Origin of the sequence: Tenacibaculum agarivorans, assembly GCF_001936575.1 — a bacterium.
Taxonomy (GTDB): Bacteria; Bacteroidota; Bacteroidia; order Flavobacteriales; family Flavobacteriaceae; genus Polaribacter; species Polaribacter agarivorans.
Map to the genome: position 1 here is coordinate 36,124 of NZ_MSMP01000037.1, position 11,944 is coordinate 48,067.

Sequence of the window (11,944 nt, forward strand, 5' to 3'; positions counted from 1 at the left end):
TGGGGTTTATTCTAGCTTCTATGATCTTGGTAGTCGGTTCTAATGCTTCTTCTAGAGCTTTTTTAAAACTGATTCTCCTAGCTGTCTTTTTCGCTGTTATTTTCTTTGCTCTTTATGGATTTTTTAGAAAAAAATCTAAGTATCAGAAATATTCCTTTACCAAAAAATCCCGCTATATAACCAATCGTGATTTAAGAGAAAACTTATGATAACATCTGAAGCTGCATATAGCATTTTAAATATTAAAGGCAATGCCATTTTATCTAAAAATGGTGATATATCACTTTTGTATTTTATGCAAAATCCTGAACCTTATTCTATAAGTGAAAAGATTTTAGACGATCGCTTGGCCGCCTTTTCTGTGGCTTTGCGTAATGCTATGCCGGAGGATTCTTATTTTTTAAAGCAAGACATTTGTATTGAAAAGCGGTATAATCCTAACTTTCATTATTACGATGATAGTTACTTATCTCAGGCACAAAAACACCACCTAAACAATAGATTTTATACCGATCATACCTGCGTGCTGGTCTTTACAATTTCTAATTTAAGATCTCTTGAAACTGCATATCAAAGTAAGCCTTTGTCTTATAAAGAAGCTTTAGAAAAGAATGATAAAGAACGCTTTTATGCCTTTCATCAATCCGTAACCAGTGGTATCGGTGTTTTAAATGGACTTAAGGAAACTTTAGTTTCCGAAATGCAAGAAAATGAAGTGCGTTTTTATGTAGATAGGTTTGTCAATGGCTTTGCTGAAGAAGGAGCTTTAGTTGATCTCTCTTTTACAGAGCACTCTTTTGTAGGGAGTAAAAAGTATGAATTCTTTGCTTTATCTGATGGTAGTTATTTCCCTGAAGAATATTCAAATGTTGTTAAAGACACCAGTTTAAGGCGTAGAAATGTAACCTTAAAACGTGGTTTTATGGATGATTTAGGCGTGTACTTCCCGTATAATCATATTTACAATCAACTCTTATACTTTGAAGGAAATAAAAGGTTACGAGATGAGCTGGAGCAACGAAAGTCAAAATTTGGTAAACATCAAAAATACTCAGGTAGTATTTTAAGAACATTCAAACGATTATCCGAATATCAGGAAAATGTTATTGAAGGGGATTTAACCTTAGTCAAATCTCACTTTAATGTAATGCTTTTCCATGAAGATAAAGAGCGTTTGTTGGAAGCTAAAAGAAAGCTTAGGGATATTTTTTCTAATAAAGATATGACTTACTATTCTCCAAGTTTTGAAGGCGCTGAAAATCTTTTTATAGGATCGATACCTGGGCGAGCTTCTTTACTTAGCAAATCCTATTTTTTCTTATCCGATTTAGAAACCTCTTTAGGTCTTTTTACCAATTACAGTGACTTTAAAGACGATCAGGAGGGGATCGTACTTTTTGATCGTATTCATAACAAACCCTTTTTAAGAGATACTGTAGGTAGAAGCAGAACTGGAGGACACGCCAAGAACTTTTGTATAGTTGCACCTACTGAGGGGGGAAAGTCCTCACTAGCTCAGGATCTAGTAAACCAACACCTGCAGAACAATACTAAAATAGTGTATGTAGAGTTCGGAGAATCCGCAGCAAATTTGACTAAACTGTATCCAGAGCAAAGTGTACAAATTAAGTTTACATCAAATACCCCTTTGGGTATTAATCCTTTTGATATTGACCCCAATACTATAGAACCTTCACAATTGGTTTCTTTAAATCAAATTATTCTAAAGTATTGGAGGCTTAATATGGATGCTAGAAAGGATAGTAATCTTAATAGTGCCATAGTCAAACTTATTTCAGATTACTACGAGAATTATAGCGGTGAAGATTATTCTTTTCCAAGTTTTTACAATTACGTGAAACAACATTATGTGGATATTGCTGCTCGTAGAGAAATTCCTAAAGGTAGCTTTGATTTAGAAAGCTTTTTAAATGTTTGTGTTCATTTCTTACCAGGAGAGATGTATGCGAATATTTGTGCACCAAATCCTGAGATTGAAGGCTCTATCAAGGAAAAAGATCTGATTGTTTTTGAGCTTACCGAAATCAAAGAAGATCCTTTTATGATCTCCCTTATTTATACCATCCTTCAGGACACGGTAAACGAGAAAATTATAAAGGACCGAAATATTCGTGGAGGACTTATCTATGATGAATATGGGGAAACTGTAATGATTCAGGATGATTATACGGGGGAAGCTATACATCCAACGGTAGCGTACGGATTCCAAAAGTTTAGAAAGAGTAATGCCTTTATAGGGATTATACTTCAAACCACTAAACAACTACCACCAGACCAATACACTAAGGGGATTATATCTAACACACAATTGTTGTATGTACTTCCATCAACTAATGTGGTGTATAATGCCATAGCGGAAGATTTTGAAATCACAGATCAAGAGCATATCGATCTGATGAGATCTATTGAAAATAACTTTACGGGTGCTTTGCCAAGGTACTCAGAAGTATTTATTCGTTTTCTAGAAAAATACGCTGTCGTAGGACGTTTAGAATTTTCAAAACAAAAACTTTATGCATTTCAAACAGATGGTGCCGATTGGCAGTATCTCACCGATGATTATAAAGTAACTAAAGATATGCCATCAAGTATTAATAATTTAATGAACTACAAAAATGAAAAAACTGATTTTGTTTTTGTGCCTACTCATTAGCAGTCTATTGAGCGCACAAACAGGAGCTGTCGTTATCACCAGTGCGCCAACGCTGGAGACGATCGAAAGTACAAAACTCAAAAAGAGTATTGCCAACTTAAAAGAATCTATCGCTCAGACAGAGACAATGCGAAAGTCTTTAAAGTTATTGAAGGATAGTAAAGAGTTAATCGATAAGGTAAATAGTAAAGTTACGGCTTCCACTCAGGTCTATAGAACCTTAAAAAGAGGTGCTGATTTACTGGTCAATATGTCAAAATCGAAAAAAAGAATTGAATCCATGAGGTACTTAGGTCAGGATGATCTTCAAATCTTTTTCAATAAGCATTTAGAGTATGTAGCGAAAACCAATGAGCTATTAGCATTAGTAAAAGATCTTTTGACTTCTGATCTTTTTAAGATGAATGATTCTGAGCGATTGAGGTATATAGATGATATATCAAAAGAGCTGGACGCTGTTACAGCATCAGCACGACACACTGAAAATAGACTTCGTACCCTGAATAACAATCGCAAACTATTAGCAAAGCTTAAGTAATGATGTTTTTACAGACTACCCATATAGGGGAACAAATAGCACGAAAAGCCTATACTTCAGTTGCTGCAACAGGTGTTCGAACTGCGTTTGTGACAGTAGTTACTATTCTCGCTTTACTCTGGTGTATTTGGCAAATAGTCGCTGAGTATAGAAAAGGACTTGAAAGCGAGCAAGGAATAGACTATAAAGCTATATTAAACCTGCTCAAACCACTAGGGCCTTATATCGCATTTCTATTCTTATTCCCCTCGATCATTAGTATTGTAGAAATTATGATCTCATACGGGGAGCGTGTTATTTATAATTTGGTTGGTTTTAAAGAAGTCTCTATAAGTGATATTGTACGAAAAGAGGCTACAATGGACGGAACACCCGATGATCCTAGTCATTGGGGAGCAGATTTATCTAAGGGCTTTTTAGGAAGTTTGGAATCGATCAAAGATCAAATAGCCTCTGTTATACGAGCGAATTTTAAGTTTGGGGTAGGGATCATAGACGAGTATCTATATTCCTTAGTGCTGCTTGGACGTTACATGTGGCTAGTCCTTCTAGAAATTACAGCACCCATAGCCATGTTAGCGCTCTTTATGAGTGATGATAAGAACAATTATAAGGAGACTTGGAAAACGTGGCTCAGACATATGATACAATGTCACCTGTTAGGAGCTGCTTTTATAATCGCAAATCTCTTTGCTGAAATTATACAGAGGATCATATCAAATGATTATGGTTATGATAATGTATTTACCATCTTATTCATTTTGGTGATTAAGATCTTTTTATATGCCAAGTCAGGGCAATACGTGTATAGAACTATTTAATTATTATGGACAAAGAAACGTTATATAATGGACTTGTAGAGAGTAAAAAAAGTAGTGCAAAACAAACAAAGTTATACGTCTATGGTTGCGTGGCTATTGTAGCAATGGTGCTGGTATTTGCTTTTATGATCTTTTCTTCTACAATGGACAAGCTTGTTGTTATCGATCAAAAAGGTAATGAGGTTCAAAGTCATATTACCACACGAGAAAAAGTATTAGAAACTACAGTTACCAAATTTTGTAGTGAAACTACCTATTTGGGAAACACCTTTGATCGTATTACCCTTAAAGAAAATCAGGCGAAACTTAAATTCATAATGGAGGAAAAAAGCGCATTACGCTTGTGGGGTTTTTTCAAGCAAAACAAGCATTACAATGACGCATTATATCGAGGGTATGCCTATAAGGGAAAGTTTATTAAGATGCTCAAAATGGATCTATCACAAAAACCTTATGCTGTTCAGTTTTTAGGCGAGCTAGAGGTTTATGAAGGTGCAAATCTTTCTAGAAAAATACCCTTTGTCGCTAAAGGAAAAATTACAGAAAGATCTGCAAAATATCCTGAATCGTATTTAGGGTGGTACATGACGGATTATCTACAAAATTTTAAAGCCAATGACTAAACAACTAAAAATTATACTTGGGGTGTTAGGGGGATTGTTGATTCTAGCAATAGTACTGATAAGTCTGCCAAAGTCAAGTGATAATGGTGATTTTCCATCGTTTGAAAATGAAATTGACGAAAACAGTTTTACCTATGAGGACTTAATGAATTCTGAAAAAGGAAATACCTTTTCTACAGAAGACGCTAATGATTTTTATACTCAACAAACCACAGAGCAAACACCGATAACAGAAGATGATATTTATGCAAATGAAAATTCAGATGCGGCCCTGCAGATGCAAAAAGCGATTCAGGAGCTGGAGGCCGAACGTCGTAGAATAGAAAGACAAAATACTATTGCAATTGCAGGGGCTCAGAATACCAGTACACCGGCAACAATAGATATTACTTCAGAACGTAAGACTTCAAAACCTGCCTTAAGTGAAGAGGAAAAACACCTTCAATATTTAGAGCGTTTGGAAAAAGACGAATTATCAAAGTCTGCAATCTCTAAGAGTAATTCACCTGAATTCATTACGGTAAGAGCCGTAATTTTTGGAGATCAGTATATACTTCCCACCGATAGATTGGAATTGATCCTTAATGAACCTTTAACGATCAAAGGCAAAACGTTTTTAAGTGGTACATCCTTATTCGCTTATATCTCTATAAATCAAACAAGGGTCATGCTAGATATTGCCAACATCGAAGGAGTTCCTTTAGAGATTAGATCCTATGATGCTTATGATTATAGAGAAGGTATTTATTCTAAACGAGCGGGAGAGCTTTGGAGAGCATACAAACAAGCTCAGGAAGATACTGCAAGAGAAGAAGCTTCTGAAGCTATTAGCGAATCGACAGGCAATAGACTGTTAGGAAATGCAATACGAGATGTAGGCTCTTTCTTTAAATCTTTAAAGCTTAGAAAACAAGAAAAAATATTACTCCATAACGATCACCAGGTTAACCTAAAAATCAAATATTAATTTATGAAGAAAACACTCTTTATTCTCGCCACCACATTGCTTATAAGTCTTTTTTCTTATGGGCAAAAAACAATAGAGATAGCTAAAGGCTATACCTCTATGTTAATTTTTGAAGATCCGATAAAGGATGTTAAAAATGGAAATCCTTTAGAGTTTAAAGCTAAAAAAGGAGGGGAAACTTCTATTGAGTTAAATATTAACCCAAAAGCTTTTCCAAAGAAAGGAACAAATATTATTGTCTTTACGGCTGATGGTAGTATCTACCAGTTAGATCTAGTTGTCAAAACTGTGGTGACTAATAACATTCATCCTATTGCTCGTGCAGAAGCCACAGTAAAAGGTACACTAAAAGTTAAAAAGCAAAAGTCAAAGGCTATTAAAAATGATAATTCTTTGGCAAGTGTTACCTACTCAGAACCGAATCTAAATGTATCAGAAGAAGGAGAGTTTGATCCAGTTATAGAAAAAATTAAAAAGGCTTGTGCTGGACAAACCAAAAGATCCAAACGTATTGTAGGGAAGCTTGAAAAGAAATATAAAATGATATTTTCCTTACGAGATGTAGCCTATTTGGACGATCATATTTATTTGTTTTTTGACTTAAAAAATAAAGGCGGCCAGGCTTATGATGTTGAATGGATACGCTACTATAAAAGCACTAACGATATGGAAGGGTATTCGACCAATCAAAGGAATACCATCCCCACAACTTATATACATAATGACCCTAAACGTGTAGAAGGAAAATCTCGCCACACCTTCATTGCCGTTATTGCTAAAACATCAATTAGTGAAAATAAGGCAATAACCGTACGTGTAAAGGAGTTAGGAGGAGAAAGAATCCTCGGTATAAATATTAAAGATCAAATTATTAATAACCCTGTAAAACTTTAATTACTATGAAAAACCTCATTTATATCCTGCTTGCACTCTCGCCATTTTATATGCAGGCTCAAAGATCCTCTGTAGGGGTATCTGGAGGATATACTTCAAATGGCTTTGGTGCTATGGTTGAATACAACCATTTCTGGAAAGAAAAGAATAGTATTAACTCTTCAGTGTACTATTCTTTAGCATCGATAGATCAAGGCACAGAAACCCTAGATTATAACAATATCACCCTTAATGTAGGGTACTATCGTAGACTTATCAATTTTGAAGATGGTCGTTTTACCAATGAAATCGGTGGCGGTGGTGTGATAGGTTATGAAATTTTAAATGATGGAAAAGAAGAGCTTGACACAGGAGCTGTAATTGAGGGTGAAAGCCAAGTTATATACGGTGCATACATAGGAACTAACTTTAATTATTTCATTTCTGATTTTTTTACAGTTTCCTTAGTAGCAAATCAATTTTATCATGTTAATAGTGACCTTGGAAACTACGCTACATACGTAGGTCTAGGTATCAAATATTATGTTTTCTAAATATTACATTATGAAGAAACTACTTAAAATATTATTTATCACTTTACTAGGTTTAGTGGTAGATTCTTGCCAAAAAGATTTTATTGTAATCGACTCTTTTCCTTTCGAGCTTCAGGAGAACCATAGAGAGAATTTAACGATTAACGTTCCGGAACAAACCATATTTGAAGTTCAACCTGAAAAGGTAGTTACTACTGTAATCTATGAATTTCAATATTCGGTAGATAAAGGTAAAGGCTTTTACCAAAGAGAGGACGGAACTCGAATACCACAAAATGAGTGGGTGGTTTTAAAGGATCTCAACTTTAATTATGATTTTGTCGGAACAGAAAGCGGAGAAGCTAAAGTCACTGTTTTTGTAAAAGATAAAGTAAGACAAGAAAAGTTAGAGTTAACTTACCTAATTAGAGAAAATCCTTTTACAATAGATATTAACGCCATAAATGGTATGGCGACCTTGAATCAGGCAAAACCTTTTACGATCCTTTTAAATAATCAAGGGGAAGATCAATCCGTTACCTATACTGCTAAAGTTTTCTTATCACAAGGGAAAGGTAAAATTCAAGTCTTAAATCAAGATGGTGAAGTCGTTAGAACCATAGATCAGCAAAAAACTTTTGAACTCTTACCAGGAACCTATAACTATCAAGTCACTTTAGAAGAGACAGGAGTTAATGTTATTAGTTTAGAGGTTACAGATAGTAATGGTCAAAAGGTAGAAACCACACAAGAGTTTGCTGTAAGTGTTATTAATTTCGAGTTTAGAGGTGCACCAGAAAAATTAAGTACAACATTAGGGAATGACGTACTTCTAAATTTCACATTGTTTGAACCCGATGGAGGAAACGCTACATATACTTTAGGTTATGTTATTGAGGAACCAGAAGCAGAAATTTTTAGCGGAGTAAATCAAATTACTGCAGGAAATGATGTAGATGTATCTCTTGGCTCTTTTTCTTGGATTTTTAGACCAACGAAAATTGGAAAACCTAAATTCAAATTTACTGCAATTAATAGTAGTGGTGTTAAGAAAGATATCGTCATAGAAATTGAAGTAAAAGACAGATCTTTTGATTTTACAGCAACTCGAAGTTTAGCGACAGTAGACATAGGAAATAGTGTTGATATTACTTATGTAACTACAGAAGAAGGAGGTACTTCTCCTGATAACTATACAATGACTTTTGAGTCTTCATCTAATGGAACTATGGTTGTTGATGGTGTTGAGTATAATGCGGGTGAAGTTATCACTGTTCCTTCACTGAATTTTAAAGGAACGTATAAAGGGCTAACTAAAGGAACACACAAGGTGACCACTCATATGGTTGCCCAAAGTAATGGACTGACCGTATCGAAAGAGGTTGAAATCGAGTATTTGGGCGCACGTTTTTCATTAGATGTTACTACAAATAATGAAATCACGGTTGGAGATACGATGGATCTAGATTTTGTAATTAATGAACTAGCAGGTGTTTCAACTTTTGATATTAGCTATTCAATAACAGGACCAGATCAAGAAATTAAAAATGCTTCTGGAGCAACACTTTCTACCAATACAGATTATGATATTACTGATAAAACTTTCTCTTGGTCTTTTAAAGCGATAGAACCAGGTAGAGTAAAAATGACTTTTAATCTTGTCAATCAATTTGGAGACACATTACCAGATCCTGTAGAGATAGAAATAATTGTTAAACCCGTTACTTTTGATTTTACGGTTCGTCCTATTTCAACCACATTTAGAACAGGGGAGTTTTCAACCTTTGAAATTTCAACGAATCAGTTGGCTAGTGGGCTAACCTATCAATTAAGAGTCGATTCAGCTCAGAATATAAATATGATTTATCAAGGGATTTCAAGAACAAAAGGAGCTGCTTTTAACTTTAATACTGGCTTAAATAGGTTAGGGGTTGCATCTTCTACTGCAGGTGATAATTTTATTGACTTTACCCTTATTGCTAGTAATGGAGTAGAAGTCACTAAAACTATAGACGTTGATTTTTATAAAATACCAACTATTACAGCAGCTCGATATGGAAGTGCGGGAAGTGGTAGCATTAGAAATAGAAATTACTCGTCTAAAATAGAGGTGAATTTCGATAAAGACCCTTCTTCAAGAATAGTAGGTTATGAAATTAATGGAGTGCTAGTAAATAATGTAAACCTTACTAATACTGAATTTTCTTTTACTAACGATACTGATTGTGGAAGCAGTTCTTCATTGCGCTTTGGTTGTGGTTATATCAGACGTATTAATAATAATGTATTTATTGATGTTGTTGTTATAGATAACAATGGTTTTAAATCACGTCCATTTAGTGTTCGTGTTCAGCGATTATTTAATGGTCAAATTATAAATTAATCCTATAAGTATATCTTATGAAAAAGCTATTCAAATTAACTATCCTTGCTTCATTGTTGTTATTTTCATGTAACAGTGATGATGATAATGGGGATAGTGAAGCAAAAGAACAACCTATTTCAATTGATTTTATAACAGGTGAAAAATGGTTTATTGAAAGTATAAATTCATCCAATGGAACAAACTCATTAGTTAGATTTGATGATTGTAATCGTGATGATTTTTATGTGTTTTCACCCGAAACCAATACAGTTGTGAAAAATGATAGTACTCAGGTATGTGATATTACACTTTTTCCAAATGGTTTTATTTATGGTCAGGATATGCTTTCTATTGAAGTTGAAAATGATCTGATTGGGTCTATTTCAATTCTTTCACAATTTATTGCAATGACTTGTAATTGTGGAACGATGATTAATGTAAAAGGATATACAAGTGATAATGGAGTAACCAAGTTTTTAGTAGGTGAAATACATACGACAACGACAGAACCAGTTATTTATACCTATACACTTAGGGCGGATATAAATAACAGACCTTAGTAATAATTAATTAGCAAAAGCTCCCCTTTAGGGGGGCTTTATACTTCTATGACCAAAACACTATTTTTTATTTTCTTTTATTGCCTTATACAAGCTCAGACACGAAAAGAGCTAATTAATGAAGCCTTAATTGCATCGAATGATACTACAGCTATATGCACCATAAAAAAGGGGCTTAAAGGGAATTACGTAAAGTATAAAGTATTGTTCAATTATATTCCCTCGATCAACCCGTTAAACCCTAAGAAACAAAAGCGAATATCGTCTCGATTTGGTAGACGTTTCCACCCTATTGATGGGAGATATAAACAGCACTTAGGCTTAGATATTGCGGCCAAGATAGGTACTCCTATCCATGCAGCAGCTTCAGGAGTTGTCAAAACTGTAATCAAATCAAATAAAGGGTACGGGAACCAGGTTTTTATCGATCATCTTTATGGATATTCAACTAGATACGCTCACATGTATATTTCAGTAGTTAAAAAAGGGCAGCGCATCAAAAAAGGTGATATTATTGGCTTTGTTGGAAATACAGGAAAAAGTACTGGACCGCACCTGCATTTTGAAATTTTAAAAAATAGTAAACCGATAGATCCTTATCCCTTTTGTTTTCTTGATATTTAGGATTTCATCTTTAATCGCTCCAGATAGCTTTGATAGCTTGTTGTTCCAAAGATGATTTTATAATGATAGCTGTAATAATTCTTAAACCGCTTTTTTTCTTTGCTTAGTGATATAAAGGATTTTAAGTAACTGATTCCTTTTTTTATAACACTTAGTAGAATAAATATATCAATAGCTAGTATTAGGTAAAAAATATATAGTGCAGCAGCACCATATATGCGTTGGATTAAATAGGCAAAAAGGGTTACTATAAAAGCAATTGTAATAAAGGATATTTCTTTTTTGAAATTATAAACTTCAGCTAATAAAGATTGCATTTGTTTATCTCTTTTCTCCAGAGAAATATCTAAAAACATTTCAAAATCCTCATGTAAAATTTGATATTCTCTTTTAGACAGAGGTAGTTTTTTGTTTTTTTTAAACTCTTTTTTTATGTATTTAATTTTAAACATCTTAAGAGCTTACCTAACATTTAAATTTTGAAACTAGGTTAATTTTAATATTGGGATTAGTCAGAAGTTCATATAGCTTTTTATCCCTTTCACTTAAGGGAGGGATTTGTTTTTTAGGTTCTTTCTTTTCGTCCATGATTATTTTTTATGTTAAACTAATTATTAGAGGGTCTTTCAAATATTAGATATTGGCAATATTGATTTGTATTTAAAAGCACTGTTTTACTATCGTTTCCTCCCCCTCCTTCATAGGGTAAAATATTGGAGTTCGTTAAACTCCATCCATAAGAAGCCATATAATTTAGAATTTGATTCACAGATTGAAATTCTAAGGGGTTTTTAGGATCGTTAAAATTTTCTAATATATATGTTTTCCCATCGGGCATTGATATTAATGGTGATTTAGAAGCTCCTTTCCTATCATAACTTATAGTATTACCTTGATAAAAAGCCTTAAGATATACAGAAGCATATTCTTTAGATGGGGATATCTTTTGTTCTTGTGAAAAAATACTATACCCAGTAAATAGCATTATTAAGATTATAAATTTTTTCATATCGATAGAGTATAATTCGATTATCCAACGTTTAGAATTTTATTAAAGTCGGAAATTTCTAGTTTCTTAGCTATTTCAATAAAATCAATTAATTTTATTGAATGTACATCGGATTCCCACTCTGAAATCCTTTCGTTTCTTTTACCAATAATTTTTGCCATTTGAGTCTGAGACAAATTTGCCTCTAGACGTAATTTTTTAAGATATATACCACCTTTCATAATTGAGTATTGAATTTTTAGTTAAATGAAACTATAATTCTCAAAACAACTTTATGGTTATCCGTAATGTAATCTATCTAATTTGCTTTAAGTCATCATTTAAACTTCATTAATGCAATTGCTTCTGCAAAGCTTA

The 11,944-nt window shown here is 33.6% G+C and carries 13 protein-coding genes; 10 read left to right on the forward strand and 3 right to left on the reverse strand.

What is annotated here, in order from left to right:
- The first annotated feature begins 205 nt into the window (after window positions 1–205).
- The 10 genes from BVC87_RS19720 (at window position 206) to BVC87_RS19765 (ending at window position 10,578) form a co-directional block, all read left to right on the forward strand.
- Window positions 206–2,674, forward strand: a complete 2,469-nt coding sequence (locus BVC87_RS19720) for a TraG/VirB4 family ATPase (protein ID WP_075344130.1) — start codon at window positions 206–208, stop codon at window positions 2,672–2,674.
- On the forward strand, window positions 2,637–3,212 hold the full coding sequence (locus BVC87_RS19725) for a hypothetical protein (RefSeq protein WP_143569855.1): 576 nt from the start codon (window positions 2,637–2,639) through the stop codon (window positions 3,210–3,212). The genes BVC87_RS19720 and BVC87_RS19725 overlap by 38 nt, the downstream gene beginning before the upstream one ends.
- A gap of 272 nt (window positions 3,213–3,484) precedes the next feature.
- Window positions 3,485–4,033 (forward strand): hypothetical protein, encoded by a 549-nt coding sequence (locus BVC87_RS19730; RefSeq protein WP_143569856.1) that lies wholly within the window; start codon window positions 3,485–3,487, stop codon window positions 4,031–4,033.
- A gap of 5 nt (window positions 4,034–4,038) precedes the next feature.
- A complete protein-coding gene (locus BVC87_RS19735) occupies window positions 4,039–4,656 on the forward strand; it encodes a hypothetical protein (protein WP_075344133.1) in 618 nt (205 codons plus the stop codon).
- Between the two features lie 37 nt (window positions 4,657–4,693).
- On the forward strand, window positions 4,694–5,623 hold the full coding sequence (gene traM, locus BVC87_RS19740) for a conjugative transposon protein TraM (protein WP_159439394.1): 930 nt from the start codon (window positions 4,694–4,696) through the stop codon (window positions 5,621–5,623).
- Between the two features lie 3 nt (window positions 5,624–5,626).
- Window positions 5,627–6,517, forward strand: coding sequence for a DUF4138 domain-containing protein (locus BVC87_RS19745; protein WP_083629645.1), 891 nt, complete (start codon window positions 5,627–5,629; stop codon window positions 6,515–6,517).
- Window positions 6,518–6,567: 50 nt separating this feature from the next.
- Window positions 6,568–7,050 (forward strand): conjugal transfer protein TraO, encoded by a 483-nt coding sequence (locus tag BVC87_RS19750; protein ID WP_075344136.1) that lies wholly within the window; start codon window positions 6,568–6,570, stop codon window positions 7,048–7,050.
- A gap of 10 nt (window positions 7,051–7,060) precedes the next feature.
- A complete protein-coding gene (locus BVC87_RS19755) occupies window positions 7,061–9,412 on the forward strand; it encodes a TraQ conjugal transfer family protein (RefSeq protein ID WP_075344137.1) in 2,352 nt (783 codons plus the stop codon).
- A 17-nt stretch (window positions 9,413–9,429) separates the two neighbouring features.
- Window positions 9,430–9,954 carry a hypothetical protein gene (locus BVC87_RS19760; RefSeq protein WP_075344138.1) on the forward strand — a complete coding sequence of 175 codons (525 nt, stop codon included), beginning with the start codon at window positions 9,430–9,432 and terminating at the stop codon, window positions 9,952–9,954.
- A gap of 48 nt (window positions 9,955–10,002) precedes the next feature.
- Complete coding sequence (locus BVC87_RS19765; protein WP_083629648.1) at window positions 10,003–10,578, forward strand: M23 family metallopeptidase; 576 nt, start codon at window positions 10,003–10,005, stop codon at window positions 10,576–10,578.
- Here the strand turns inward: BVC87_RS19765 and BVC87_RS19770 are convergent.
- From BVC87_RS19770 to BVC87_RS19780, 3 genes are all read right to left on the reverse strand, one after another.
- Window positions 10,575–11,030: a hypothetical protein gene (locus tag BVC87_RS19770; protein ID WP_075344139.1), complete on the reverse strand. Its 456-nt coding sequence runs from the start codon at window positions 11,028–11,030 to the stop codon at window positions 10,575–10,577. The genes BVC87_RS19765 and BVC87_RS19770 overlap by 4 nt on opposite strands.
- 155 nt (window positions 11,031–11,185) lie before the next feature.
- Window positions 11,186–11,587, reverse strand: a complete 402-nt coding sequence (locus BVC87_RS19775) for a hypothetical protein (protein ID WP_143569858.1) — start codon at window positions 11,585–11,587, stop codon at window positions 11,186–11,188.
- Window positions 11,588–11,607: 20 nt separating this feature from the next.
- Window positions 11,608–11,808, reverse strand: a complete 201-nt coding sequence (locus tag BVC87_RS19780) for a helix-turn-helix domain-containing protein (protein ID WP_075344141.1) — start codon at window positions 11,806–11,808, stop codon at window positions 11,608–11,610.
- Window positions 11,809–11,944 lie beyond the last annotated feature (136 nt).

Bases quoted from the DNA above. Each gene is read 5' to 3' on its own strand.
- BVC87_RS19750 (WP_075344136.1), top strand. From the start codon at position 6,568: ATGCAGGCTCAAAGATCCTCTGTAGGGGTATCTGGAGGATATACTTCA.
- BVC87_RS19775 (WP_143569858.1), bottom strand. From the start codon at position 11,587: ATGAAAAAATTTATAATCTTAATAATGCTATTTACTGGGTATAGTATT.
- BVC87_RS19780 (WP_075344141.1), bottom strand. From the start codon at position 11,808: ATGAAAGGTGGTATATATCTTAAAAAATTACGTCTAGAGGCAAATTTG.
- BVC87_RS19735 (WP_075344133.1), top strand. From the start codon at position 4,039: ATGGACAAAGAAACGTTATATAATGGACTTGTAGAGAGTAAAAAAAGT.
- BVC87_RS19720 (WP_075344130.1), top strand. From the start codon at position 206: ATGATAACATCTGAAGCTGCATATAGCATTTTAAATATTAAAGGCAAT.
- BVC87_RS19770 (WP_075344139.1), bottom strand. From the start codon at position 11,030: ATGTTTAAAATTAAATACATAAAAAAAGAGTTTAAAAAAAACAAAAAA.
- BVC87_RS19760 (WP_075344138.1), top strand. From the start codon at position 9,430: ATGAAAAAGCTATTCAAATTAACTATCCTTGCTTCATTGTTGTTATTT.
- BVC87_RS19730 (WP_143569856.1), top strand. From the start codon at position 3,485: ATGATCTCATACGGGGAGCGTGTTATTTATAATTTGGTTGGTTTTAAA.
- BVC87_RS19745 (WP_083629645.1), top strand. From the start codon at position 5,627: ATGAAGAAAACACTCTTTATTCTCGCCACCACATTGCTTATAAGTCTT.
- BVC87_RS19765 (WP_083629648.1), top strand. From the start codon at position 10,003: ATGACCAAAACACTATTTTTTATTTTCTTTTATTGCCTTATACAAGCT.
- BVC87_RS19725 (WP_143569855.1), top strand. From the start codon at position 2,637: ATGAAAAAACTGATTTTGTTTTTGTGCCTACTCATTAGCAGTCTATTG.
- BVC87_RS19755 (WP_075344137.1), top strand. From the start codon at position 7,061: ATGAAGAAACTACTTAAAATATTATTTATCACTTTACTAGGTTTAGTG.